General features: G+C 37.9%; 20 protein-coding genes. 10 read left to right on the top strand and 10 right to left on the bottom strand.

Going from position 1 to position 26571, the window contains the following annotated elements; translation table 11 throughout:
* Positions 1-188 precede the first annotated feature (188 nt).
* Positions 189-593 (top strand): acyl-CoA thioesterase, encoded by a 405-nt coding sequence (locus F0365_RS16410; protein ID WP_169934696.1) that lies wholly within the window; start codon positions 189-191, stop codon positions 591-593.
* A 64-nt stretch (positions 594-657) separates the two neighbouring features.
* Positions 658-1203: a pyridoxamine 5'-phosphate oxidase family protein gene (locus F0365_RS16405; RefSeq protein WP_169934695.1), complete on the top strand. Its 546-nt coding sequence runs from the start codon at positions 658-660 to the stop codon at positions 1201-1203.
* Here the strand turns inward: F0365_RS16405 and F0365_RS16400 are convergent.
* Positions 1200-1805, bottom strand: coding sequence for an IMPACT family protein (locus F0365_RS16400; RefSeq protein ID WP_169934694.1), 606 nt, complete (start codon positions 1803-1805; stop codon positions 1200-1202). The two genes, F0365_RS16405 and F0365_RS16400, sit on opposite strands and share 4 nt — an antisense overlap.
* Before the next feature lie 85 nt (positions 1806-1890).
* On the opposite strand from F0365_RS16400, the gene F0365_RS16395 reads away from it, so the two are divergent.
* On the top strand, positions 1891-2469 hold the full coding sequence (locus F0365_RS16395; RefSeq protein WP_169934693.1) for a hypothetical protein: 579 nt from the start codon (positions 1891-1893) through the stop codon (positions 2467-2469).
* A 55-nt stretch (positions 2470-2524) separates the two neighbouring features.
* Here the strand turns inward: F0365_RS16395 and F0365_RS16390 are convergent, their stop codons facing one another.
* A complete protein-coding gene (locus F0365_RS16390; RefSeq protein WP_262889047.1) occupies positions 2525-2827 on the bottom strand; it encodes an EamA family transporter in 303 nt (100 codons plus the stop codon).
* A gap of 325 nt (positions 2828-3152) precedes the next feature.
* On the opposite strand from F0365_RS16390, the gene F0365_RS16385 reads away from it, so the two are divergent.
* Positions 3153-3428: a hypothetical protein gene (locus tag F0365_RS16385; RefSeq protein WP_169934692.1), complete on the top strand. Its 276-nt coding sequence runs from the start codon at positions 3153-3155 to the stop codon at positions 3426-3428.
* Between the two features lie 1100 nt (positions 3429-4528).
* Entirely contained in the window at positions 4529-10885 is a 6357-nt protein-coding gene (locus F0365_RS16380) for a fibronectin type III domain-containing protein (RefSeq protein ID WP_169934691.1), read from the top strand.
* A gap of 425 nt (positions 10886-11310) precedes the next feature.
* Here F0365_RS16380 and F0365_RS16375 read toward each other — a convergent pair whose 3' ends face one another.
* Positions 11311-12177, bottom strand: a complete 867-nt coding sequence (locus F0365_RS16375; protein ID WP_169934690.1) for a DMT family transporter — start codon at positions 12175-12177, stop codon at positions 11311-11313.
* On the bottom strand, positions 12174-13187 hold the full coding sequence (gene ribD, locus F0365_RS16370) for a bifunctional diaminohydroxyphosphoribosylaminopyrimidine deaminase/5-amino-6-(5-phosphoribosylamino)uracil reductase RibD (protein ID WP_169934689.1): 1014 nt from the start codon (positions 13185-13187) through the stop codon (positions 12174-12176). The genes F0365_RS16375 and ribD overlap by 4 nt, the downstream gene beginning before the upstream one ends.
* Before the next feature lie 255 nt (positions 13188-13442).
* Between ribD and F0365_RS16365 the strand changes: the two genes are divergently transcribed.
* A complete protein-coding gene (locus F0365_RS16365; RefSeq protein ID WP_169934688.1) occupies positions 13443-13919 on the top strand; it encodes a GNAT family N-acetyltransferase in 477 nt (158 codons plus the stop codon).
* Between the two features lie 565 nt (positions 13920-14484).
* Positions 14485-15336: a peptide chain release factor N(5)-glutamine methyltransferase gene (gene prmC / locus F0365_RS16360; protein WP_169934687.1), complete on the top strand. Its 852-nt coding sequence runs from the start codon at positions 14485-14487 to the stop codon at positions 15334-15336.
* A gap of 192 nt (positions 15337-15528) precedes the next feature.
* Here the strand turns inward: prmC and F0365_RS16355 are convergent, their stop codons facing one another.
* The 4 genes from F0365_RS16355 to F0365_RS16340 are packed head-to-tail and all read right to left on the bottom strand — an operon-like array spanning position 15529 to position 21690.
* Positions 15529-18027 (bottom strand): beta-mannosidase, encoded by a 2499-nt coding sequence (locus tag F0365_RS16355; RefSeq protein ID WP_169934686.1) that lies wholly within the window; start codon positions 18025-18027, stop codon positions 15529-15531.
* Positions 18017-18772 (bottom strand): copper homeostasis protein CutC, encoded by a 756-nt coding sequence (locus F0365_RS16350; RefSeq protein WP_169934685.1) that lies wholly within the window; start codon positions 18770-18772, stop codon positions 18017-18019. Before F0365_RS16350 ends, F0365_RS16355 begins: the two co-directional genes overlap by 11 nt.
* Position 18773: 1 nt before the next feature.
* Positions 18774-19388 (bottom strand): DUF2238 domain-containing protein, encoded by a 615-nt coding sequence (locus F0365_RS16345; RefSeq protein WP_169934684.1) that lies wholly within the window; start codon positions 19386-19388, stop codon positions 18774-18776.
* 4 nt (positions 19389-19392) lie between these two features.
* Entirely contained in the window at positions 19393-21690 is a 2298-nt protein-coding gene (locus F0365_RS16340) for a beta-N-acetylhexosaminidase (RefSeq protein ID WP_169934683.1), read from the bottom strand.
* A 279-nt stretch (positions 21691-21969) separates the two neighbouring features.
* On the opposite strand from F0365_RS16340, the gene F0365_RS16335 reads away from it, so the two are divergent.
* Genes F0365_RS16335 through ligA form a run of 3 tightly spaced genes read left to right on the top strand, consistent with a single transcriptional unit; the run spans position 21970 to position 24657 of the window.
* Positions 21970-22200 carry a DUF6364 family protein gene (locus tag F0365_RS16335; RefSeq protein ID WP_169934682.1) on the top strand — a complete coding sequence of 77 codons (231 nt, stop codon included), beginning with the start codon at positions 21970-21972 and terminating at the stop codon, positions 22198-22200.
* A complete protein-coding gene (locus F0365_RS16835; protein ID WP_410505462.1) occupies positions 22148-22603 on the top strand; it encodes a PIN domain-containing protein in 456 nt (151 codons plus the stop codon). The genes F0365_RS16335 and F0365_RS16835 overlap by 53 nt, the downstream gene beginning before the upstream one ends.
* Entirely contained in the window at positions 22603-24657 is a 2055-nt protein-coding gene (ligA, locus tag F0365_RS16325; protein WP_169934680.1) for an NAD-dependent DNA ligase LigA, read from the top strand. Before F0365_RS16835 ends, ligA begins: the two co-directional genes overlap by 1 nt.
* Before the next feature lie 60 nt (positions 24658-24717).
* Here ligA and F0365_RS16320 read toward each other — a convergent pair whose 3' ends face one another.
* Both F0365_RS16320 and F0365_RS16315 read right to left on the bottom strand, forming a co-directional pair.
* On the bottom strand, positions 24718-26001 hold the full coding sequence (locus F0365_RS16320) for an ammonium transporter (RefSeq protein ID WP_169934894.1): 1284 nt from the start codon (positions 25999-26001) through the stop codon (positions 24718-24720).
* A 151-nt stretch (positions 26002-26152) separates the two neighbouring features.
* A complete protein-coding gene (locus F0365_RS16315) occupies positions 26153-26548 on the bottom strand; it encodes a hypothetical protein (protein ID WP_169934679.1) in 396 nt (131 codons plus the stop codon).
* Between the last annotated feature and the right edge of the window lie 23 nt (positions 26549-26571).

The raw sequence follows: 26571 nt of genomic DNA, 5'->3' as shown, positions 1-26571 counted from the left end.
AAGTTACTTTTTTTAGTTAGTGTTGGGTCGATTAAGAACTACAATTCACAAAGAAATACTGTTGCTGAAATCGATGACAAATATGTGTATAAAAAATCTTAAAAAAAATTTATTTAAGGTTTGATTTCTTAAAAAAAAGTTGCACAAATCTTGAATTCTTATAAAACTAATAATTATTTATAAATATCATGTCTCCAGTTACTATTAACATCACACCTAGATATTCAGAAACTGATCAGATGGGAATCATTCACCATGCTAACTATTTGATCTACTTAGAACAGGCCAGGCTGGAATGGTTGAGCCAGCTAGGTTTCTCTTATGTTAAAATGGAAGAGGAAGGTGTTCTTCTACCTGTGTATAATATCGATATAAAGTATAAAAACCCGATCAAATTCGGGGAGGAAATTTATGTCAGAATTTCTCTCCAATCTAAGCCTACTACTAGGGTAGTTTTTGATTATGAAATAGTTAATCAAAAGAATCAAATTTGTGCCGTTTGTGAGCTGACTTTGGTGTTCACTGATGCACAAACTTTTAGACCTAGAAAGCCTATTCCAGAATTTTTAGAAGCTTGTAGTAAGCTTTTTTAACAAATGATAATTATAAATTTCGCTTTAGTGAAAGCGAAATTTCAAACAAAAAACAGCTAGAAAAATGTTGCAAGAGTTATTTTCAGACTTAAAACACGAACTAAGGGGTGCGATCTCCATGAGAAGGCATCCATTCAAATATGTCACCTTATCAACCGTTAATGAACAAAAATCACCCAGATCCCGCACGGTAGTGTTAAGAGAAGTGTCAGAGTCTTTAGAGTGTGTCATTTTTACTGATGCAAGATCACAGAAGATGTCTTATGTAACGACCAATGATAATGCCTGTATGCTGGCGTATCACCCTAAAAAGTTGCTGCAAATAAGATTAGATGGCACATTAAAAGTGGTGCAAGATGAAAAAGAGGTCAAAAGGTTGTTTCAAAAAGTTTCTGAAAAGTCTATAAAAGATTATACCACATCCGTTCCTCCCGGGAGTGCTATTGATAATCCTGATCAAGTCGATTATGTTCCCAGATCAGAAAATAATTTTGTAGCTTTAAAGTTTGTTCCTCATACCATTGAATATTTAAGACTTAAAAGGCCCAATCACTTACGAGCAGTTTTTAAAGCTGAAGACGATTGGAAAGGGCAGTGGCTGGTTCCTTAGATTACAGGTTTTGATGTGATTGGGTACATGGTATTAAGAGTGTCGGCAACTTCTTGTTGTCTGGATTCAGGTACGGCAATGGTAATCGTGCAGGAAGTAGTCATTTCTTGTTTTTTTATTTTAAAATGCTGTTCCTCTATAAACCTCATGACTTGGCTCATTTGAGGGTACTCAAAATAAATATCGACATCAGCGGTAATTGTTCTTGTTACTATTTTTGAATTGGATAGGGCTAGTTTGGCCGTTTCTCGGTAAGCACTTATCAAACCTCCTACTCCTAATTTGGTCCCGCCGAAGATTCTAGAAACCACCACTAACACATCGCTTAATTCATGTGCAACTAGTTGTCCTAATATAGGGTCTCCAGCACTGTGACTAGGTTCTCCATCATCATTTGCTCTGTAATGATCATTGCTGGGACCAAGTTTCCAGGCATAACAGTGGTGTCCAGCTTTAGGGTGTGTATTGCGTAAGGCCGCGATAAGATCAGTTACTTCTTCAGGATCTGTTAAAGGAAACGCATTCCCATAGAACTTACTACCTCTATCTTTATAAAGAATCTCTTCGCAGGGTTTAATGATGGTTTTATAAGAATCAGTCAATGGTAAAAAATTATTTATGCAATCTTAAAACTTTGTAAAATGGAAAGCTTGGGTTATTTTAGCAAAATAACCATTAAACTTTACCATGAAAAACATCCTCGGCTTATTATTTTTAGCAACAGTCTTAATTGCTTGTGAAACAGAACCTTTAGATCCTAGTCTTAACGGAGGTACTTCAGGAGGTGGTTCTGGTTCTGGTGGAGGGAATGTGACAGCTTCTATAGTAGGAGATTGGGACTATGATGACTATGTAACAAATACCACAGTCACTGTCACTGTCATGGGAAATGCTATTACTTCTACAGCTTCAACGGAGTTAGTGAGTACAAATTCAGTTCTCTCATTTAATAGTGATGGTACGTATACCGTTATAGGCGATCAAACTTTTGAAATCTTTTCACAAGGAATATCACAAGGCGATCAAACAATAAGTGTCAATGATTCTGGGACTTATGTTTTAAACGGATCCGATTTGGATCTGGTTGCTTCCTCCAATCAAAGCAGTTCTGGAATCCCTCAATTTGGACAAGATGTAGACTTTACTATTGATACACTAACTGCTACAGATCTTGTTATTCTAATTAACTCTGACACTACTCAAAATGTTAATGGTGCCACTCAAAGAATAGAGGTAGATGGCTTTGTAGATTTTACTAGACAATAAAAATCAATTTATTTTCTTTAAAAAAGCTTCTCATAATCGAGGAGCTTTTTTTGTGTTAGGCTTTCGCGAAAGCAATCATAACAATAGCCACAATCGCAACCACAATCCCAATATAGTTTTTAGGAATTAGTTTTTCTTTAAAAATGAGAACTCCTAAGAAAGAAGTAAAAAGTACGGTTCCCACGTGATTGATAGGGTAAACCACACTGCTTTCCATTCCGTTCTTGAGCGCCTTTATAATAAAGTAAATAGAGAAGTAATTAGGGACTCCTAAAACAAGCCCGGCAATCACAGATCTTAACGTTAAAAAACGCTTTTGGAGTGATGCATTAAAAAAGCAATTAGCTGGACTGTTGATTTACGAAAAGTGGAATCCCTAACTTATATCCGCAGGGTTAACAAAACAATCTGAGACCTGCTTATGTCATCAAACTATATACAATTGGATTCTGGACTGTAAAACATAGTAATCATGGCGATCAAGTTGACTATAAAAGTCTATAAGAACACTTACGTCATATCGGGCGCAGACGGAAGCCTAATATCGTAAAAAATATCAGAGCTGTTATAACAGGAATAGGTGGTGTTGAATATCGACCAGATATAGTCTCAGAGCGATCTCGTATTGGAGATATAGAAGTTGACCTAATGAGGGGAAAGAACATAAATCATTGTCATTAGTAATGACCGATCGAATAACTCTAATTACCATGATGGAAAAATTAGGCAGCAAGAATGCTTACGAGGTTTATGAAAAAATGAAAAGCAGGCTGACCAATTTTAACTCTTCATGGATAAAAACGATCACTTATGACAATAGAAAAAAATTTGCCTACCATCATAAAATAGCCAGAGGCCTAAATGTTAAAACGTATTTTACTAGATCTTATACATTTAAGGATAAAGGAACTATAGAAAATAGAACCGGTGTCAATAAAAGGTTTTGCCTAAGAAAATAGATCTTAGGAAGCTTACAGACAAGAGAATAAAAGAACTAGAACGATTACTAAAATATAGACCGGTTATAAAGTTTAATTATAATAACCCCTTTGAGTTCCTAAATAATATGTGTGTTGCAGTTATGAGTGGAACACAGCATTTGTTTTAAGTCTTTAAAATCTTGTGGATTTGATATGGAACAAACACCTATAAGATATTATAAGAATAGAAAAATTGATTTTGTTCGTGATGATAGCATTTATATGAAACGATAAAACAGGTATATACTTACATCGAAAAAAACCTGATTAAAATCAAAATAAAATAGGGGCGAAAAGCTAAAAGCATTTTAAATATGGACAGAATTTTGAAGCTAGCGTTTGGTTAAAAAATGACAATAAATTAAATTTTAGTTTATTTATTTATTGTCATTTGCCTAGTCATAAAAAATAGTATAATAATAGTTTTGATCATATTCTATGATGAGCAAAGGAGAAAAAAAGAATTTTATGCGATATATGAATGTTTAACTACTGCATAACTAGCGTTTTCTATAAATAGTTACAAAATGATATTGTCCACTATTATTTGAACAATTATCGAATATAAGATTTTAGTTTTCTTAACAATGATTTCAAATCTGCATTAGGAGCTATCATATGTTGTAGCTTTATCTGTATTTACCCTAAATAAACAATTTAACAGGCGCTATTATTCCATCAATTTTCTGTGTTATAATTAACTAACATTTACAAAGTATAAGGAGGGCGAATTTTACAGAAAAACAGGTCATTATCGGGGATGATTATTTGGAGCATTTTTTTCTTAAAATAATTGTTACATGATTTTTTTTTAAATTTGGCTTATATATAGTTATCAAATGTTCATAAAAAAAGATCACGTTCCCTTTACTACTCTTAATAATTATCAGTTTTACTTCTTTTATGTCGAATAATTCTAAATATTATGTGTTATAAATATAATATATTGATCTGAGCAGTAAGCGATTGTGTATATATTGAATTCTAATAAAATTAATAACTGCTTTAAAATGGTATTATTTCTTGAACTAAGTCTAGTTTAACAATATCTTAAACTAACTCTCAAAACAATTAGCATTATGAAACAAATTTATGTTTTTCTAGTTGCCTTGATCTGTTTAACTTTATCTTTTAATGCACAAGCACAGTGCAATTATCAACTAGAGCTAATAGATTTTTTTGGTAACGACTGGGATAGTGGTGCAAATGCTACCGCTAACACAGGTGTTGACGTCACTATAGATGGTGTCGTAACAACATATCTTATTGTAAATCCAAGTACTACGCCTAATACGCAGGTAACAGAAATTTATACAATAACGGTAAATGATATGTCAACTATTGATATAGATTACCGATCTACCAGTTTACCTGGAGATGGACAATTTAGATTTATCGATTCTGAAGGTCTTTTAGTATATGAAAGTCCTATTGCACAATCGTCTATGATGGACGTTTATGTAGGAAATGCATCCTGTCCTACCTGTTTAATTGTATCAAATGCTGCTTCATCCAGTGTCACAGCAAATGAGGCTGTAATATCATGGACTAATGGCGCTTCTGAAACAGAGTGGGAAATTGAATACGGTATCAGTCCCTATACTCCTAATAACGGTGGACTTATAGTGGCAGTTACAACGAATCCATTTACTTTGACGGGATTAAGTAGTGAATCTATTTACGATGTGTATGTTAGAGCGGTATGTGTTACTGGAACTGATATTAGTAATTCTGTAGGACCTATTACTTTTACGACTCCAGAGTCTTGCCCAGCACCATCTAACTTTGTTGCAATAACTCAATCTGCTTTTGAGATTCAGTTTGCATGGGATGCAAATGGTAACACAAGCTCAAATTATGAAGTTGATTATGGTGTTTCTCCATATGCACAAGGAGCAGCAGGTGGAACAACTGTTACTGGAAGCACAGGGAGTTTTGCAGCGGTAGGAAATTTAATGTCTAATACAACTTATGATTTTTATGTAAGATATGATTGCGGCATGGGAGATTTTAGCACATGGCAAGGGGCATATACAGCAGCTACAACAATTTCTTGTCCAGTAATAACTGCGCTTCAAGCAACGGTTACTAGTTCTACTCTTGACATCATTTGGACTGCAGGTGGTTCTGAAACCCAATGGGAAGTAGAATATGCTGTAGCAGGTGTTATTACAACACCTGGAACAGGTCAAGGAACTAGTGCTACACAAATGGCACCAACTTCTTTATCTTTGATGGGATTAACACCTGATACGACTTACGATGTTTATATAAGAGCAATTTGTGATGCATCAACTAATGATTTTAGTCAGTTGGTGACCGCTTCATTTACCACTGCCGTTTCTTGTCCAGCAATATCAGCTCTACAAGCAGTCGCAACAGACTCTACTCTAGATATTACGTGGGCCGCTGGTGGTTCTGAAACAGAATGGGAAATAGAATATGCTGTAGCGGGAGTGATTACTGCTCCTGGAACTGGTCAAGGAACCAACGCAACTCAAATGGCACCGACTTCTGTGTCTTTGTCTGGATTAACATCTGCCACATCTTATGACGTTTATGTAAGAGCTATTTGTGATGCCGGAACTCAGGATTGGAGCCTGTGGGTAAACGCTACATTTTTGGTCTTACCTAATGCTCCTAACGGAGTAAGCTGTCCTAATAATGACAGCGCTTATGCTTGGGATGACAGTTTTGAAAATACTGCAACTAGCTGGACTGGTGACGTAGGAACCGGATCCACTAATGGGAACTGGAACTTTGGTAGAAGTGGACGTACTGGATCTTCTGGTACAGGACCTTCTGGAGCACAAGATGGAACTGGTTATGTGTTTTTTGAAACGACTGGAACAAACACTACTCCAGCAGTAGTTGTCTCTCCGGCAATCGATCTAACTAATGCTACAGATGAGGCTGAATTATCTTTCTTCTTTCACTCTTTTGGACAAGATGGAACTATTGTTGACGTAGCGGTGGGAACTTCTCCTACTGGACCTTTTACAAGTGTTTTTTCTTATACAGGCCAATTGCAAACAGCTGAAGCAGATCCATTTGTGTTGGTTGGAGCGAGTCTTCCAGCTTCTGTTTTAGGTAATGCCACAGTTTATATACAAATAACTGGTACAGAAGAAATAGGTAATGAGAGCGGTTTTAGAGGTGATGTAGCTATTGATTTAATGAGAATACAGACTTGCGGTGCATTTTGTAGTAAGCCTGAAACGCTTGTGGTTAGTAATGTAACTACAGTAGGTGTTGATATTACTTTTAACGACACAAACGGTACTGCCGCTGGAGCGTATGAATATGCTATTCAAGCACTAGGTACAGGTGTGCCTACCACTGCAGGAACTGCTGCAACGTCTACTTCTATCACAGATACGAGCCTTACACCAGCATCTTCTTATGAGGTGTATGTAAGAACCATATGTGGTGGGATGTCAGGAAGTAGTGACTGGATAGGTCCTGCTACCTTCACAACTAATTGTGTGACTTTTGTAGCTCCTTACTTCTCAGATTTTGAAGCATTTACACCAAGCACCTCTTTTACACTCGAAAATTGTTGGCAAGCAAATTCAGATTCTGCTTATGATTGGAATGTTGATGCTGCTGGATCTACACCTTCTGGTAGTACTGGTCCTACAGCAGCATTTAGTGGCACTAGTTTTTTCTATGTAGAAGCAAATTCAGGAGGAGCCGGTGATGAAGCTAGATTGATATCTCCTTTGATTGATATTTCTACATTAACTGCCCCAGCTATAGATTTTAAGTACCATATGTTTGGTAGTGAAACAGGTACCTTACACGTAGATGTAAATGACGGTACTGGATGGATTAATGATGTGGGTGTGATTGTAGGTCAGCAACAAACTGCTCAGGCAGACGATTGGTTGGACGCACTTATAGATCTAGCACCTGTAACGTTAACTGGAACGGTTATTCAAGTAAGGTTAAGAGCTGAGAGTAATGGAACTTTTCGAGGTGATATTTCTATAGACGATTTTAGAGTGGAAAACATTCCAACTTGTCCTATTATTTCTATGCTATCCTCTGGAGTTGTAGGTTCTAGTAGTGTTGATTTGAACTGGGTAGCTGGTACAAATGAAGTTGAATGGATGGTAGAATATAGAGAAGTAGGCACTACGGCTTTTACAACAGTAAGCCCTAATCCTACTATGACTCCTGCAACAACGGTAACTGGATTAAACAGTGCTACACTTTACGAAATATGTGTGTCTGCTGTTTGTGGACCTAATGATGTTTCTCGACAAACTTGTATCACGGTAGAGACTGCCCCAGATTATTGTGCTGGCGATTTGTTCTTAGATTCTGGTGGTCTTGCAGATGGTAGTGGTGGACTTCAAGGTAACTATCAAAATAATGAAAACACTACCTATAATATATGTCCTGATAATGCAGGAGATGTGGTTTTTGTAAGGTTTTCCTTTACTGAAATGGAACCATTAGGTTCTATTGGTTGTTTAGATTTTCTTACCGTACATGACGGTCCTGATGCAACATTTCCAACGATCAACACTCCAAGCGGTGGATCAGAATGGTGTTGGAGCGCAAACGGTGATGGTACAGGAGATTTAACACAAGAATTTTTAATTGGTACAACAACTTCTGGATGTTTGACTTTTGTATTTATATCAGATAGTTCTCTAACCAGAATAGGATGGGAAGCTTCTGTAGTTTGTATGACAGCACCTACTTGTACCAATCCAGATAATCTAGCTTTAGATGCTCGAACAGCGACCACGGCTGATGTTTCTTGGACTGTTGGAGCAACAGAAACAGAATGGGATGTGGAAGTAGGTTTACCTGGTTTTGTTCCTAATACAGGTGCTCAAGTAGGCGCTGTATTTGATGTACTGACTAACCCTACAACAACCCTAACTGGATTAGCTCCTGATACCGATTATGAATACTGGGTAAGAGCAGTTTGTGCTCCTGGTGATGAGAGTATTTACATTGGTCCTTCTACTTTTAGAACACGATGTACCGCCTTTACAGCTCCTTATGTTACAGGTTATGAATCAGATCCACTTGATGGGCTGAATAGTTGTGAGAGCAGTATCGTGTCTGGCTCTACCGTAGAAGTAGGTGTAGCTTCCTTTATTCCAAATACAGGAGTTAGAAATATTAGCATGCAAAGTGGTTCGGCTGGAACTACTGCTGTAGCCTATTATATTTTACCAGAATTTTCAGATTTATCAAGCGATAAACAAGTAGAATTTTATGTAAATGATTATAATGGAGACTCATTAGCAGTAGGTGTAATTACCAACCCTGAAGATGCTAGTACTTTTACCGCTGTAAGAACGTTTGCAGATGCAGATATGACTGATAATATGTATCAATCGGAAACAGTTTATTTCAGTTCACTGACTACTGTAGGTGGTTTTATAGCATTCAAATATATTCCTAGTGCGGCAAATAATCGAATGTTTATTGACGATTTGGCTTACGATGTTGCACCAGCTTGTCCAGAACCTTCATCGGTTAGGGCGTCTTCCATAACAGATTCTTCTGCAAATTTTGACTGGTTGGAAAATGGAACTGCTACAGAGTGGGAATATGAACTTGATGTGACTGGTTTCACACAAGGAATGGGAGCAAATGGTATCGTAAATACGATGAGTAACACCATGACTTCTGTTAGCGGTCTTGCTGCTCGAACAGATTACGATTTTTATGTGAGAGCTGTTTGTAGTCCTAGTTCATCAAGTACATGGACTGGTCCTTTTACTTTCTCAACGGCTCTTCCTACTCCTCAAGGTGTTTCTTGTATTACTGGAGCTCCAGGATATATATGGGAGGATAGTTTTGAAACTATTACTACTAACTGGACTGGAGATGTAGGAACAGGTACATCTAACGGTGATTGGAACTTTGGTAGAGTTGGTTCAACTCCATCTGGTTTTCTAACGGGTCCACTTGGTGCTTTTGATGGAACTGGATATTTATATTTTGAAACTGATGGTACCAACGTAGGTCCAGCTAGTATCATTTCTCCTCCTATTGATTTAACTGGAGCAAATGATGAATTAGAACTTTCTTTTTACTTCCATTCCGTTCCATTTGGTCCGGATCTTACTCAAGTTGATATAAGTTATGGTACTTCCCCAGTAGGTCCTTTTACTGAGGTCTTTACTTACACAGGCCCGTTGCAAACAAATCAAGCTGATCCTTTTCAAGCGGTAGGTGCTATGTTACCAGCGTCGCTCGCAGGTCAGACTATTTATATCAAGATAACTGGTACAGAAACCCCTGGTTCTGAATTTAGACGTTTTGGTGATGTTGCTATTGATTTAATGAGAATTCAAACTTGTGGTACATTCTGTTCTGCTCCAACAGGAGTGGCAGTTTCTGCTATAGGTAGTGATTCTGCCACGATAGACTGGACAGAAGTCGGTACTGCAACAACTTGGGAAGTAGCCGTAGTTGCTACTGGAACAGGTATTCCTGCAGGTAACGGTACCAGTACGACAAGCAATCCTTATACAGCAACCGCTTTAACTCCAGCAACTACTTATGAAGTTTACGTAAGAGCAGATTGTGGTGGTGGTTTCTACAGCGATTGGACAGTTATTCAAACCTTTACAACAGAATGTGCCATTATTGTAGCTCCTTATGGAACTGCTGGTGGAACTGCTGGTAACGATTTTGCAACTTATCCAGGTGCCTGTTGGGAAGAAGGGGATAATACCGATGTAGCAACTGGTCCTAATGGATTAAATGGTGACTGGACAAATAGTCCTTTTGGAAATAATACTTCTAGTGTTTTTGGTCAAGCTGCTCGAGTTAATATCTGGAGTGGTGGTGGTGCAAATGATTGGTTAGTTTCTCCGGAGATTGATCTAGGAACTAGTGCTGTTTTAACTGCCACATTTGATGTTGCTTTAACAGATTTTGCTACCTCTGCTGCTGCTAACTTCGGTAGTGACGATCAAGTTCAATTCTTAATCTATACAGATACATCAGGTACAGGAGCAGGGGCTACATGGAATGTAATTGAAACTTATGAAACTTCTGATAATGTACCGGCTGTAGGTCAGTTAGAAACATTCTCATTAGCTGGCTATTCTGGTGTAGTTAGATTTGCTTTTTGGTCAACTAACGGTACTGTTGTAGATGGTGAAGATTTTGACTTCTTCGTAGATAACTTTACGGTAGACGGTACTGTAGGTGTAAATGACTCTGATTCTTTTGAATTCAGTTACTATCCTAATCCTACCGATAACGTTGTGAACTTTAACGGTCAGCAAGTTATCGATGCGATAATAGTAAGAAACTTATTAGGACAGCAATTATTAGTTGCTAAGCCTAATACGACTTCTTCTAGCATAGATTTATCTACTTTCCCATCTGGAATGTATCTTGTTGAGGTTGCCTCAGGAGAACAGAGCAGAGTAGTTAAAGTGATGCGTAAATAGCATAAAAAAAATGTTCCGTCTTAAATAACAGCATTTATTTAAGGCATAAAATTAGTTAATGAAGCTCAAGGATGATATCATTCTTGGGCTTTTTTGATTTACAGATTCTTATGTATTTTAATTTTAAGAAATCGTTATTATAAAATCATTTTAGGTTTAAGGAAACAGAAAACAAAAGAAGATATTTTACTGCAGTTGCTTTTTGATAATGGTAAATTAAATAACTGCGCTCTATCTGTTCTATTAAAACAATTTATAATAAAACTTTGAAGTTAAATCAATACAGTACAAATGTTTAATGATTATAAAAAAGATAAAAGAGGTGGAGGTATATGTGTTTAAATGTTGTATTAGGATAACATTATGGCAACAGGAGGCAGCTTATTTATCTTAGATATTCTCATAATCGAGGAGCTTTTTTTGTATTAGGCTTTCGCGAAAGCAATCATAACAATAGCCACAATCGCAACCACAATCCCAATATAGTTTTTAGGAATTAGTTTTTCTTTAAAAATGAGAACTCCTAAGAAAGAAGTGAAAAGTACGGTTCCCACGTGATTGATAGGGTAAACCACACTGCTTTCCATTCCGTTCTTGAGCGCCTTTATAATAAAGTAAATAGAGAAGTAATTAGGGACTCCTAAAACAAGCCCGGCAATCACAGATCTTAACGTTAAAAAACGCTTTTGAGTCGCCTCATAGATAAGGACCAAAATTCCGATTACAAAAGCCATAGCAAAGCAAATCGCGCTAAATAAAGATTCGTCACCGCTGGGAACGTGCATGATCTCTGCATATTTAATGGTGGTATCTATCACGCCACTTCCTAGGAATAAAATAATGGGAAGCAGCAACAAGCTCTTGTTAAATTTTAAGCCCTGTCGGGACTTTACAGAAGTAAGATAAACCGATATCAAAGCGAGAAAAATCCCTGCTACCTTCATCCATCCTATGGATTCTTCATACAACCAGATGCCTGCTATTACCGGAATAACTAGCGACATTTTACCGGATACAGCAGCGACTGATAAGCCATTTTTCTGACTGGTTAATGCCATGACATTAAAAATGGCGATGAATAAAGCTCCCAAAAATAAAGCGTAAAACAACCAGTCGGCATAAATGATTTCTTCTACTTCTGGCACCCTTCCATAAGCTATAAAGCCCGTTGCGCAAGCAACGATATAATTCACAATAATGGCGTGAAGTGTATGTACTTTAAATACTTCAAAATACTTAAAAATCACATATAGAAAGCTCGATGTAGCTATACTTAGAACTAACCAAATCATGTGTTTCTGTATATTTTCAACACATCACTTTTGATGGTATTGCGTTCTTTGATATGGTAATTTCCTTTTAAGACAGGTGCTTTTAGACCTTGGTAAAACAACACTTCAGTTCCCATAAATTGATAGGCTTCATCCCATTGCTGAGCATCTATAAAAGCTTGAATCGTGGCCGTACCACCTTCAATAATTACGGACTGAAGGCCGTTCTTATAAAGTTCTTCAATAATTTCATTCACATCAGTTGAGGAGTGATCAAGTTTTATGGTAAGAGCAGTGTCGTCCATAACTTTAAAATCTGCTGAGATGCTATTTCTTGAATCCAGTACAATGCGGGTCGGGTGAACTCCTTTCCAGTCGCGGCAAGTGAGTGATGGATTGTCGTCTAGAACGGTTTTGGCACCTACTAAAATAGCATTTTCTTCAGCTCTTAAGCGGTGTGCGAGTTGTCTCGAGTGCTTGTTGGTGATCCAGATGGGTTTTTGCTCATCCTTTTGAGTTGGTGCTATAAAGCCATCGCTGGTTTCGGCCCATTTTAAAATAATATAAGGACGTTGTTTTTTGTGAAAAGTAAAAAACCTCTTGTTGAGCTCGTTGCATTCTTCTTCTAAAATACCTACAGTAACGTCTATTCCTACTGCATCTAACATGGCAACACCTTTTCCAGCTACTTTTTCATGTGGGTCCAGTGTTCCCACAACTACTTTTTTAAAGCCTTTTTTGATGATCATGGATGCGCATGCTGGTGTTTTTCCAGTGTGTGAACAGGGTTCTAGGTTGACGTATAGTACCGCTTTCGCGAAAGCGTCTTCACCATAACCCTTCTGCTCTGCATCCCGCACTGCGTTTACTTCAGCATGCGGTTCTCCAGATTTTTTATGCCAGCCCTCTCCAAGAACTGCACCAGTATCTGACAGGATCACACTCCCCACCAGCGGATTAGGATAAGTAGCTCCCAAGCCATTTTGTGCCAGTTGCAAACAGCGCTGCATGTATTTCTCGTGCGTAGTCATGAGGGACAAAGGTAAGGACGATTTAAAATCAAAATCAAAAATAAAATCAAAAACAATTTTAGTAATCAGTCATAGTAGTGCTACAGGTCTTTAGGTGTTTGTTTTATGGAGTTTGCCGAATCATCTATGAGTCGAGAAATGAATTTAATTTTATAGTAGAGATCATGGGTGAAAGTATAGGCCACTTTTTCAATCGGTTTATAAAAACAACTTAACGACTGATTTATTCTCCCTATTGAATTCTAAATTTGCACCATGAACATACGCAAAATACTCCCTCAAGATAATGAGGCGATCAAAAATATCATACAGCAATCGATCTTAGAACACGGCGCTCCTAAAATAGGAACGGCTTATAGCGATGCTGCCACGCAGGCCATGTACGCGCACTATCAAAAACCTCGTAGAGATTATTATGTTCTTGAAGTGGATGGGATAGTGGTAGGTGGCGCAGGCGTTGCACCACTTGATAATTATACAGGAAATGTGAGCGAACTTCAAAAAATGTATTTTAAACCAGAAGTACGAGGTAAAGGATACGGAAAAAAAATGATCTTGGTTTGTCTAGAACGAGCTGCTCAATTGCGTTTTGAAAGCATCTACTTAGAAACCATGGATAATATGTATGACGCACAAGGCCTGTATAAAAACGTAGGTTTTGAGTTGCTTAAATCGCCATTAGGGGATACCGGGCATTTCTCCTGTCCTGTGCAGATGTTGTTGAAATTTTAAACTTCAATTTAAATCTAAATTGAGGTTTTCGAAGTCTGGCTATTTAAAATTAAAACAACTCACCATACCAGTTTGGGCGAAAGCGTTGCACCGAGTTTATCGAAGTGCACTCGAAGACCGCATTTCGAGAGCATCAATGCTCTCTACAGATAATAAAGCGAGGGCTGAGGTTTTACATGGAGTTTATCGAACAGCAATTGAAGTCTGTTTATAATTAAGAAATAACATTATAGAATTCATATTTAGAATCTTGTTTTGGCCTTTAACGAGGATGTTTTCTTTATGGTGGAGTTTATTTGATTTTGGAGGCTCAGTAAAAGAAGGAATAAATCAAAATAGCCTACTGCATGGTATAGATGGTAAGTCTAAAAATAAACCCAATTATTAGTTATCAGTCGCAGAAAGCAGGTAGATTTTAACAAGCTCAAAAAAGGAGTGGGCGGTAGTTTAAATTTCCAATTTTAGTTTTAAATCAAGAGCTTCTTTTTAGAAAAGGAAAGGTGGGTGAATTGGAGTTTACAGAAATTTGGTCGGAAAGGTTGAAAAATGCTTTTACCTTTGTCTTATGACTTTAAACCAATTCAAGCTTCTTTATCAAGATCAACTGGCGCCACTTTATCCAGAAAATGAGATTCACAGCATTTTACAAATCGTCTGTGAAGATTTGTTGAACTGGTCACGTGCTGATTTTTTAATTAAGGATAGAGAAGAGTTGTATCATCTTCAAGAAGAGATACTACATAAGTCATTGAGAGAATTGCGCACTTCAAAGCCGGTGCAATACGTCACCAGAACAGCACATTTCTATGGACATGAGTTTGCAGTACATGAGCATGCATTGATACCGCGCCAGGAGACTGAAGAACTGGTTCATATGGTTATTGAGAATCATAAAAAAGAAACCTATCTCAACATAATTGATATAGGAACAGGAACTGGTTGTATAGGCTTATCTATTAAAGAAGCCATGCCTAGTTGCAGTATGACATTGCTCGATGTTTCTCCAGAAGCTTTAGAATTAGCACAATCAAATGCCATCCGTTTAAAAACCCCGGTAAAAACGATACTTGAAGATGTTTTGGTTTTAGATGAATTGCCCGATACCTACGATGTGATCGTAAGCAATCCGCCATATGTGCGGAATTTAGAGAAAGAAGAAATCCACAGAAATGTACTGGAACACGAGCCTTATTTAGCTTTGTTTGTGGACGACAGTAACGCCTTAATCTTTTATCGTAAGATTTTAGAATTGGCTCAAAAAGCCTTAAAAGCTGAAGGAATTTTATACTTTGAAATCAATCAATACTTACCTGATGAGATGAAAGCACTCGCCACAGAACTGGGTTTTGAATCAGAGGTTTTTAAAGACTTGAATGGTAATTATAGAATGATGAAGTGCAAGAGGAATTTAAAATAGTTATGAGTCTTTGAGCTTGTGAGCTATGAGTTTTTTTTTGAGCTGTGAGTACAAATCTCGAGCTTTGGTTGGGGAACGGATATTTCTTTGAACTTGAACTTGAATTTCAAACCGAGATCTAGATGATAACGGAGCATATATACGGGATATGGAACGAATTTGCGTTCCAGTTTTTTACATAACTGAAACCTACTATGGCTGGAGAGACTTGATTAACCCATTCAAAGTTTTATATTTAAACACAGGCGCTACATCACTATCTGTCTCAAAAAAAAGTGTCTTTTCCATATCAGGTTCTAGGTCAAAAAAGTTGTCTGAAAAATGTCCTTTTAGATTACTATATAAAAAAACATCTTTTACAAAAATAGCAGACTTTAAAGTAACCCGATATCCATCTTTGGTTTTAAGACTTTTCAGGGATAGTTCTTCCTTTGGTAATTTCAAATCTTTAGGACGGACCAGCACATCGATGGTCCTACTAGAGCCAAACTCTGTATACACATATACAGTTGACAGGTCTATATCCAAACTACCTAAATCGATATGGTGAAATTTATTACTAGAATTCATTCCCGCAGTTCCTACAAAAGATTCTTGGTACAATTCTTTACCGTAAAAGTCCATGATCATTAGGGTGTAACCACTAGTGAGGTCATAAAGATCGTCATTAACCACATAGCTGTGTAAAACACCGTCTTTTACATAATTGCTAATTAACAAATTTTCAAAATCACGTTTTGCTTGATAGTGTAAAGCTTTCCAATTCCCAAAATAATCAATACTGGACCAGCTCACCGCAGGCCAGCAATCATTGAGTTGCCAGTATAAAGTTCCCATATTATAAGGTCTGGCGCGTCGGTGCGCTTGGAATCCTTTTGACATTCCGTAGGCTTGCAGGAGTTGACTCATATACACATAATCTTCATCGCTTGTAGGAACAGGAAAGTCTCTGGCCATATACTCTCGTATGAGTTCGTTGCCACGTTCGTGTTTTTGATGCGAGGCATAATCTGCTGAATGAATGTTGAGACTTCCGTCCTTATTGATGTATTCTACGGTCTTATAAGAGGGATGCGACTGGAATCCAAATTCGCTCATAAATCGAGGTACGTGTTCTTCAAAATGCTCAAACGCATAGGCATCGTGCCATACACGCCAGTCGTGCGCATCGCTTTCAAATTCATAACGCGGGTTCCCACGACCTAACTTTGGCGTGCTTTCCCAATAAGGTTCTTTGGTGAGTTCGCTTATATATTTAGGCATTGCTAGTTGAAAAACAGCACGATAATCTTCCCAAATACTATCCCGTTCTGCTTGCGGTCTTCCTGCTTGCCAGCCCCAATTGTTCCAGGCTTCACTAGTTTCATTATTTCCACACCATAAGGCAATGCTGCTGTGATTTCTCAATCTGGTAATTTGTTGTGTTATTTCTTCTGTTACGCTTTCGCGAAAGCGTGCATCTCCAGGATACATCGCACAAGCAAACATAAAGTCTTGCCATATCAAAATACCTTTTTCATCGCATTTATCATAAAAAATGTCATTCTCATAACTTCCACCACCCCAAACGCGCAGCATGTTCATATTGGCGTCTACTACATCGCTTAGCAAATTTTCATAATGCTGGTCTGTGACGAGATCCTGCATGGAGTTTTGCGGTATGTAATTAGCCCCTTTCATGAAAATAGGAACGCCATTTACCTTAAAAAAGAAGGAAGTTCCAGCATCATCAGGCTCATTAATCAACTCTATGGTACGTATTCCTCTTTTGAGCTTTTTGGAGTCCATTAATTCTCCATCTTTTGAAACCAAAACTTCCATCTCATACAAATAAGGTTCACCAATATTGTGCGGCCACCAAAGCTGTACCTGATTGATTTCAAAATGAACTTCTTGAGTTGCATAACTGTTAGATTGCAATAGGGAGTCTGTGATCTTAATAGGGAAGAGGCTATCGTTTACCTTGATTTGGTAGGTGAGTTGCTCTGTTATAGGTTTGGAAAATTTGATTTGGGCCGTAAGATTTGCTATAGAATCTTGTATAAAGTTTTGCTTGATATAGACATCTTCTATTTTGAATTGATCGTAAGCTTCGAGATATACTGGTTTTACGATCCCCATAGTGTTGAGATGTGGTCCCCAGTCCCAACCGTATTGAAATTGAGCCTTACGAGTGTAGATCCGGTTACCTTCTGGTAAGCTGTATGGATTTGCAGCGGCTTTTTCTTCTTCGATTTGAAGCGGAGATTGTATAGCTATAATCAGCTGGTTTTCTTCTTTCAAATATGGTTTTACGTCTGTTTTCCAATGTTTAAAAGCGTTGTCTGTTTGTAGGATTTCGATGCCATTGAGTAGGATGGATGCATAGGTATCTATACCTTTAAAATGTAAATTGACATATTCCTTCTCTAAGGTTTCATTACCCACCTTAAATGTTGTTTTATACGTCCAGTCTTTCTCGGTGATCCATTGCAAGCTATCTTCATTACTCCCTTTAAAAGGATGTTTTATTTGTGGCAATAAAGCACTGTGAACTGTTGAAGGTAAGCTGATGCTGTCACTGATTAGTTTCTCGTCATCACCTTGAAAGAGAGTCCAATCCGTTTCAAGATAGTGTCTCTCCACATTAGCCGTTTTTTCAGAACAAGAAATGGCAAGTAGCGTTAAGAGTAATAGAATACTAATCCTCATGATTGCTGTTTTTAAGAATGGCTTTTATTAAGTCTGTGTCAGAAATTACTTCTATGTTTTCTTGAAGGAATTTAGGCGAATTCATCGGTACTAAAGTACGGGTAGTTTGTTCCATAACCTCTGTAGCGCTGGCATGAATTTCTTGGAACCTGACTTTTTCTTTGGGAGCCTTATTAAGGTGCGTAAAAGAGGAACAATTATCTGCATTAATTCCGCCAGCTGGTAAAATGATTAAAGAGTTACCTGCGATATTTTGATAACGTTTCAAGTTTTCTAGGCCTTCTATAGCTCTAGAATGTTGGCCAGAAGTCAGTATTCTAGAAACTCCTATTTGAGCCAATTCTTTAATGGCCTCTTCAGGATTTGATACCTGATCAAAAGCTCTGTGGAACGTAAAACTCATAGGTTTTGCCAGTTCAATCAGTACTTTTGTTGATTCTAAGTCAACGCTAAAATCATCATTCAAAATCCCAGATACTATTCCGGCACAACCCAGCTCTTTGCACAACTGAATGTCTTTTTTCATGATATCAAAATCGGCATCAGAATATACAAAATTGCCTGATCGAGGACGTATCAAAACCATTACAGGAATAGTGAGTTCTTCCATCACTTTTTTAAGCATTCCATAACTAGGAGTGATGCCGCCTACAGCTAGCTCACTGCACAATTCAATACGTTGCGCCCCAGCTTCTTGAGCGTTTATCGCACTTTGATAGTTGGAGGCGCAGATTTCTAATAGCATATTAATTGATGATTTTTTGGATGGATTTGTCTTGTCGTTTGCTCAAAAAAGCAACGGCAATAAAAGCGCCAATCAAGGCAAGCATCATATCGGTTTGAGTGTCCCAAATATAGCCTTGTGCGCCTAGAAAGGAATCTGCACCATCACTTACTAGCATGGAGACTATTGCCTCAATCAATTCATAAGCCGCACTGATGGCAAGACAAATAGAAACCACTATAAATGCCAGCCACTTTTTACCTTGAACCACTTCTTTGCGCAATAATACTTCACGTACTATGAGCGCTGGTGTAAAACCTTGAATAAAATGCCCTAACTTGTCATAATTATTACGAGAATGCTCAAAGTACTCTTGAATCCAGTCAAAAAGAGGTACATCAGCATAGGTGTATTTTCCACCTATGATGAGGATAATACAATGCACAAATATCCAGAAGTAGGTGAGCTTGCTTAAAGGGAAACTTTTATAAGCGAATAGTAAAACGAATACACCTATTACAGCAGGCAATACTTCCAGAAACCAAGTAAATCGCTCGTTCGGGTTTATTCCTGACCAAATCAACAAGGCAATAAGGAAGAATAGATAGATTAGTAAAAGTTTGGGTGTATTTTTCATGTGGTTAATTGATGATGATTTCGTCTATAAAAGTCCAAGCTTTGTTTCCAGCACCTTGTTTGCCGTCTGGGATGATGCCATAGTTGGGTATATTAATTTTGAGTGCATTAATTTTTTTGTCTTCAAAGCCTTTAAAGCGTTTCCAATTGTAATTCGATAATATTAGAGTTTCATCATTTTTAGGCAATTTAACTAAATCACTTATAATCCCATTTTTGGTTTCTAAGAAAATATAATATTTTTCTGGAGCATAAATCCACTGCCCCGGCGCATGATAAAACCTCAATTTGATTTCGTCAACTAAAATAGGTTCTTTAAACTCGATGTCAATCTCAATATCTTCTCCCCAAAAGCCCAGCCACTCGCTATCTCCATAACGCGAGTCACTTCCTTTAATTCCGTTTATTAAACCTTGTGCGCCACTGCCTTGATAAGATGTACTGGGTTCTTTATTAATGGTAATTAGGGCGCCTATTCCTTTATGGTAGAGCAAGTCTTGTGTAAAGACTTTACCTAATAGTTTCCCGTCTTTAAAAACACCTGCATTTACGGATAGGTTTTCTGTAAAAGGAATAGCTTGTTTATAAAGGGTAGAAGAGGTGGTTGGTTTGGAGCCATCTGTGGTGTAACGTATTTCTTTTCCGAAAGATGCGGTGCTTAATTCATACTGTTGCTGGTCATTTAGAAAGCCGCTGACTTCGTATAAGTGGTTGGCATAATTGATACCCAGCGCATCCATTCTTTGATGAAAATATTCCACACGATTTATAAAACTAGAATAGTTTTTGTTTTCTGCTTTAGTCCAGGCCACCTCGCTCATAGCCAGCATACGTGGAAAAGCCATGTATTCTACTTGCTCGCTAGTAGTCATGTATTCTGTCCAGATGTTTCCTTGTGGGCCTAGAATGTGTTTTGCTTCTTCGGCAGTGAGTTCTTCAGGAATCGGGTTAAAATGATAGACTTTTTCTAATGCTAGGAATCCGCCTATCGCGGTGGGTTCGTTTTTGTTTTCACTTTGATAATAGTCAAAATAAGCATGCGAAGTAGGTGTCATGATCACATCGTGACCTGATTTTGCGGCCTCAATGGCACCTTTCGTGCCTCGCCAGCTCATAACCGTTGCATTGGGCGCCAGTCCACCTTCTAGAATTTCATCCCATCCTATGATGTTGCGGCCTTTAGAATTTAAGTAGTTTTCCATGCGCTGGATAAAATAGGATTGGAGTTCGTGCTCGTCTTTTAGTCCATTTTCTTGAATCACTTGTTGCGCAACCGGACTTGTTTTCCATTGTGTTTTAGGCGCTTCATCACCACCTATGTGGATGTATGGCGATGGGAATAATTCCATGACTTCGTCTAGTACGTTTTCAAGGAATATAAAGGTTGCTTCGTTCGGACAATAAATATCTTCAAAAACGCCCCATTCTGTTGCTACGCCTATTTTTTTCCCTGTACAGCCCAATTCTGGATAGGCAGCTATGGCGGCTTGTGCGTGACCAGGTATTTCTATTTCTGGGATGATGTTGATCTGTCTCGCTTTCGCGAAAGCGATCACCTCACGAATTTCTTCCTGTGTATAAAAACCGCCGTACTTTGTAGCATCATATAAACGTGGTGAGTCGTTATAATGTCCTATCAAAGTACTGTCGCGATAAGCTGCAATTTCTTGAAGCTTCGGGTATTTCTTAATTTCAATACGCCAGCCTTGGTCGTCTGTAAGATGCCAGTGAAAGGTATTTATCTTGAGCATGGCCATAGCGTCTATATATTTTTTGATGAATTCTACGTCATACATGTGGCGCGACACATCGAGATGCATGCCTCGATAAGAGAAACGGGGTTCGTCTTTTATAGTGACCGCTGGTAGGTAAATGACGTTAGTGATTACAGATTTTTCCAACTCAAAAGGCATCAGCTGGATCAAGGATTGCACCGCATAAAAAGCTCCGGCGTCGGCACTAGATTTTATGAGGATGTGCTGCTTATTAATATCTAGGGTATATCCTTCTTGCTTGATGATGGAGCCGTCATATTCAAAGCTGATGACATTTTCAGAGGCGTATTTCGTTTCCCAGTTTCGGCCAGTTCTTTGTCTTAAAAAATCCTTTAGAAAGGTCACGGAATGTGTGAAATCATCTCCATTGCTGATGACGGTCGACAGATCAATGGTAAAATGTCCAGGATTTACTTGCAGCGATTGTGGGGCTGGGATTATGGATGGACTTATCAAATCTACTTTTGGCTTATGGCAGCTTACCAATAAAATAAGGGCTAGAAAAAGGATCTTAAAACGCGAATTCATAAATGGAATTTATAAGCGTTCAAGATACAAATACAGTGGTTATAAAAATAAAAACAAAAATTAAATGCGGTCTTTGAGAGCCTCAGACCTCGCTTTATTCTCGAAATGCGGTCTTCGAGAGTACTGCGATAAACTCATTGTAAAACCTCAGACCTCGCTTTTTTCTCGGTAGCGGGCATGGAGGCTATGGAAATACGGTATGAAAACGAAAAACACAGCATATACGATTTGCACAGAGTCTGTGCAAATTGTATATTTACGTCGTAAATGAAAAAGACTATGGCAACAAAAAATTTAACCATACGACTGTCTGACCAATTGATTGAGGCGAGTAAAGAATATGCTAAAAAGCAAGGAAAGTCTCTGAATGAATTGATTAGAGAATTTTTGCAACGCAATCTAAAACAAGATAAAGAATATGATTGGGTAGATGAACTTCTAGAAGTTTCTGAGGATAATGCTAAATACGAAGGCTATAAATTTAATCGCGACGAGGCAAATGAGAGATAGGGTTTTTATTGATACAAATGTATTTTGCTATCTTATTGACAGAAAGGATATTATAAAAACGAAGCAGGCTATAACGTTTTTTAAATCAATTCGAGATAATGATATTCATGTATCAACTCAAGTCATTAAGGAATTTTGTAACATAGCGATAAGGAAACTAAAACTAACAGATTTAGAATTAAAAAATCAAATTCAAATATTTGAAAAACTAACAATTTCTGACACTTCATGTTCTTTAATTAAAGAGGCACTTCATATTAAATTCAGGTATCAGTTACAATTTTATGATAGTGTAATAATTGCATCAGCAATTGCTACAAACTGTGATATTTTATATTCTGAGGACCTTAATAATGGACAATCCATAGAAGGCTTAAAAATCATCAACCCATTTAAAGACTGATGGAGGTTAAAACACAAATCAATACCTTGCGCGACGAGTTGCGCGAGCATAATTATAAGTACTACGTCAACGATAATCCTACCATATCTGACTTTGAGTTTGATAAGAAACTGGAGCAATTAAAATCGCTGGAAGCCGCGCATCCTGAGTTTTATGATGCGACTAGTCCATCGGTAAGAGTAGGTGGTGAAGTGACTAAAAATTTCCATACCGTTAAGCATATTAATCGCATGTACTCGCTGGATAATTCCTACTCTATAGAGGATTTGAAAGATTGGGAAGCACGTATTAAAAAAATAGTCGATGGAGCTATTCAGTACACCTGTGAGTTGAAATACGACGGCGCTAGTATCAGTTTGCATTACGAAAACGGAAAATTTGTACAAGCGGTCACTCGCGGCGATGGCAATCAAGGTGATGAGGTGACTGCAAATGTGCGTACGATAAGATCGGTGCCATTACAATTAAAAGGTGATGCTATTCCCGAGAAATTTGAAATACGTGGTGAGATTGTATTGCCATGGGAGGGGTTCTATAAAATGAATGAAGAACGTGCAGCTCAAGGATTGGATTTATATCGCAATCCTCGTAATACGGCTAGTGGTAGTCTCAAATTACAAGACAGTGCTGAGGTGGCAAAACGACCGCTGGATTGTTTGCTGTATCAATTAGCAGGAAATAATTTACCAGTTCAAAGCCAATTTGACTCGTTGATGCTTGCGCGAAAATGGGGTTTTAAAGCACCTGCAGCATCTAAGTTAGTCAGTTCTATTGAGGAGGTTTTTGAGTTTATCAATCATTGGGATGTGGCAAGAAAGCAATTGCCTTATGAAACTGATGGGGTAGTGGTAAAGGTCAACTCACTGCGACAGCAAGAAGAGCTAGGCTTTACAGCCAAATCTCCCAAATGGGCGATGGCCTACAAGTTTGCTGCAGAGCAAGTTTCTACCAGATTAGAAGAAATCACCTATCAAGTAGGTCGCACTGGTTCCATAACACCAGTGGCAAATCTAGAAGCGGTAGAAATCTCTGGAACAACAGTAAGACGAGCAAGTTTGCACAATGCCGACCAAATAGAAAAACTAGACATCAGAGTAGGCGATGAGGTATATGTAGAAAAAGGTGGCGAGATCATTCCTAAAATAGTAGCGGTAGATTTATCAAAACGACCACAAAACTCAGTTCCCACTATTTACGCCACGCATTGTCCAGAATGTCATACAGAATTAGTAAGAAAAGTAGAAGATGCTAAGCATTTCTGTCCTAATGAGATGGCATGTCCACCTCAGGTAAAAGGTAGGATTGAACATTTTATATCTCGTAAAGCAATGGATATAGATGGAATAGGAGCAGAGACAGTAGGTCAATTAGTAGAGGCTGGAATGATTCACAATTATGCCGATTTATACGACCTAACCGTTGAGCAAGTACTACCGTTAGAACGTATGGCACAAAAAAGTGCGGAGAATATGGTCAACGGTATCACAGCTAGCAAGCAAGTTCCTTTTGAGCGGTTGTTGTTTGGTTTAGGAATCAGATATGTAGGTGAAACAGTGGCAAAAAAACTAGCTAAGTTTTATAAAAATATGGATTCTCTAATGGCTATGCCAGCTGCGCCAGATAAAGAAAATATAGACCTGTTTGCAGACGTTACAAGTCCAGCTGATAAGAAGATAGAAGAATTAAGCGCGATCCCAGAAATAGGTGCTGCCATTGCACAATCGGTCGTTGAATTTATTACTGATAAGCGTCAATTAGAAATAGTAGATCGATTGGGTAAAGCTGGTTTGCAATTGGCACTCTCTGAAGAACAATTAGAAGGTCAGACAGATAAACTGGTAGGGAAGAGTTTTGTGATTTCTGGCGTGTTTGAAATGTCTAGAAATGATTTAAAAAAGCTGATTGAAGATAATGGAGGAAAAGTAAGTAGTTCACTTTCTAGCAAAACAGATTACTTAGTTCGTGGTGAGAATATGGGGCCTTCCAAGTTGGAAAAAGCAGAGAAACTCGGAATCACTATGCTTAGTGAGCAAGAGTTTATAGAGATGGTTTAAAAACCATCTCTACCGTATGACACCGCTCGCTTATCCACAAAAGGGTTTTAAAAGCTGCAATTAACTCACAACCTCACCATGCTGGCTATCGTCTAAACCACGTTCTTCCTGATCAGCAGTAACTCTTATAGGAAGCAATAGATCCACTAGTTTATAAAAAGCCAAACTCCCACCGAAGGTGAAAATAGCAACACCTACTAATGCGATAATATGCCACATTAAGGTTTCTGTTTCACCGTATACAAGACCTACGTCTTTTGCAAATACAGCGGTTAGAATCATACCTACAATACCTCCAACACCATGACTAGGAAAGACGTCTAGTGTGTCGTCAATTCCTGTTTTTGAGAACCAAGAAATAGCTAAATTACTAGTAATAGCTGCTACAAAACCTATAAATATACTTTGGGAAATAGTAACAAAGCCTGCTGCTGGAGTTATAGCTACTAATCCTACTATAGCACCTATGCAAGCACCTATAGCGCTCATTTTACGATTGGAGAAACGTTCATAAAACATCCAAGTAATCATGGCGGTAGCACTAGCTATATTGGTGTTAGCAAATGCGATAACAGCATCAGCATTTGCAGCAAGGGCGCTACCTGCGTTAAAACCAAACCATCCAAACCAAAGCAGTCCAGTTCCTAAAATAATATAAGGGACATTTGCTGGATTGTGGGTGATTTTTTTACGTTTACCTAAATAAACAGCTCCGGCAAGAGCAGCAAATCCTGCGCTCATGTGAACTACTGTCCCACCGGCAAAATCCAGTACTCCAAGATTGCGCAACAACCCATCTGGATGCCAAGTCATGTGCGCTAATGGTGTATATATAAACAAGGTAAATAATACCATGAAAAGAATATAACTTCTAAAACGAACGCGTTCGGCAAAACTACCTGTAATCAAGGCTGGTGTGATGATGGCAAATTTGAGTTGGAATAAAGCAAAAACTAAAAAAGGAACAGTTTCTGCAAAATCCGGATGAGGTGCTAGACCTACATTTCTAAAATTGAAAAAAGTCATCGGGTTTCCAATGATACCGTGCCAGCTTTCTCCAAAGGCTAAGGAGAAACCTACTAAAACCCACAGAATACTCACCACACCTAAAGCTACAAAGCTTTGCAACATGGTAGAGATCATGGATTTTTTATTCACCATACCACCATAGAAGAAAGCCAGTCCCGGAGTCATTAATAAAACAAAAGCAGATGCGATCAACATCCAAGCGGTATCACCACTATCAATAGCGCTCATATCTCCATTTACTGTATAAGGACTGCCATAGAGCAAGCTAATTAAAACTAATACTGCTAAAACTATAAAATTGACCTTTTTTACCATTTTGAAATCATTTGATTGAATTTTCAAATATAGGGTATGAGGTTAAAAAAACGTATATATTTCATGAATAACCCTTTATAAATTAGGGTATTTATAATATAATGTAGACTTTAATCTAAAATGGAGGAAGTAAGTGTGGGGTAATGTATTATTATTTGTTTAATATTTTCATAAAAACATAGCCAAAAAATAGCATAAACAAAAAATCATTCAGCCCATAAATAGAATAGAATATACCCGCTAAAAGGTCTTTGTCGTAAACTTCTGTAAGGCTGTGGTCAGAAAACCAAAATCCGTAAGCGATTACATAAGCCAGCTTTTCAATTACAAAAATGCCAATCAACCATTTTACTCTTTCAAAAGTTTTTGAAACAGCAATGAAGGCAGCGCCCCAAAGTATAATCATTAATAGTCCAAAATAAGACATCACGATAGGGTCGGTCTCGGGAATGACGTCATTAGTAAATCCTTTTGAGAAAACAAGAACTCCAATGGTATTGGATATTCCTGCGGCGATAAACCCTTTAGTAATAGTTTTGTTGTCCATCTTCGTTTATTGAATTACTTACT

The sequence above is a fragment of the Nonlabens sp. Ci31 genome (assembly GCF_012974865.1).
Taxonomy (GTDB): domain Bacteria; phylum Bacteroidota; class Bacteroidia; order Flavobacteriales; family Flavobacteriaceae; genus Nonlabens.
Note: the sequence above shows the minus strand (reverse complement) of the source record. Positions and strands in the feature narration are given on the sequence as shown.

Excerpts from the sequence above, each read along its gene's own strand:
- ligA (WP_169934680.1), top strand. The coding sequence starts at position 22,603 with ATGGAGGTTAAAACACAAATCAATACCTTGCGCGACGAGTTGCGCGAG.
- F0365_RS16380 (WP_169934691.1), top strand. The coding sequence starts at position 4,529 with ATGAAACAAATTTATGTTTTTCTAGTTGCCTTGATCTGTTTAACTTTA.
- F0365_RS16835 (WP_410505462.1), top strand. The coding sequence starts at position 22,148 with ATGCTAAATACGAAGGCTATAAATTTAATCGCGACGAGGCAAATGAGA.
- F0365_RS16405 (WP_169934695.1), top strand. The coding sequence starts at position 658 with ATGTTGCAAGAGTTATTTTCAGACTTAAAACACGAACTAAGGGGTGCG.
- F0365_RS16345 (WP_169934684.1), bottom strand. The coding sequence starts at position 19,388 with ATGAAAAATACACCCAAACTTTTACTAATCTATCTATTCTTCCTTATT.
- prmC (WP_169934687.1), top strand. The coding sequence starts at position 14,485 with ATGACTTTAAACCAATTCAAGCTTCTTTATCAAGATCAACTGGCGCCA.
- F0365_RS16395 (WP_169934693.1), top strand. The coding sequence starts at position 1,891 with ATGAAAAACATCCTCGGCTTATTATTTTTAGCAACAGTCTTAATTGCT.
- F0365_RS16385 (WP_169934692.1), top strand. The coding sequence starts at position 3,153 with ATGACCGATCGAATAACTCTAATTACCATGATGGAAAAATTAGGCAGC.
- F0365_RS16410 (WP_169934696.1), top strand. The coding sequence starts at position 189 with ATGTCTCCAGTTACTATTAACATCACACCTAGATATTCAGAAACTGAT.
- F0365_RS16365 (WP_169934688.1), top strand. The coding sequence starts at position 13,443 with ATGAACATACGCAAAATACTCCCTCAAGATAATGAGGCGATCAAAAAT.
- F0365_RS16375 (WP_169934690.1), bottom strand. The coding sequence starts at position 12,177 with ATGATTTGGTTAGTTCTAAGTATAGCTACATCGAGCTTTCTATATGTG.
- ribD (WP_169934689.1), bottom strand. The coding sequence starts at position 13,187 with ATGACTACGCACGAGAAATACATGCAGCGCTGTTTGCAACTGGCACAA.
- F0365_RS16355 (WP_169934686.1), bottom strand. The coding sequence starts at position 18,027 with ATGAGGATTAGTATTCTATTACTCTTAACGCTACTTGCCATTTCTTGT.
- F0365_RS16340 (WP_169934683.1), bottom strand. The coding sequence starts at position 21,690 with ATGAATTCGCGTTTTAAGATCCTTTTTCTAGCCCTTATTTTATTGGTA.
- F0365_RS16320 (WP_169934894.1), bottom strand. The coding sequence starts at position 26,001 with ATGGTAAAAAAGGTCAATTTTATAGTTTTAGCAGTATTAGTTTTAATT.
- F0365_RS16315 (WP_169934679.1), bottom strand. The coding sequence starts at position 26,548 with ATGGACAACAAAACTATTACTAAAGGGTTTATCGCCGCAGGAATATCC.
- F0365_RS16350 (WP_169934685.1), bottom strand. The coding sequence starts at position 18,772 with ATGCTATTAGAAATCTGCGCCTCCAACTATCAAAGTGCGATAAACGCT.
- F0365_RS16335 (WP_169934682.1), top strand. The coding sequence starts at position 21,970 with ATGGCAACAAAAAATTTAACCATACGACTGTCTGACCAATTGATTGAG.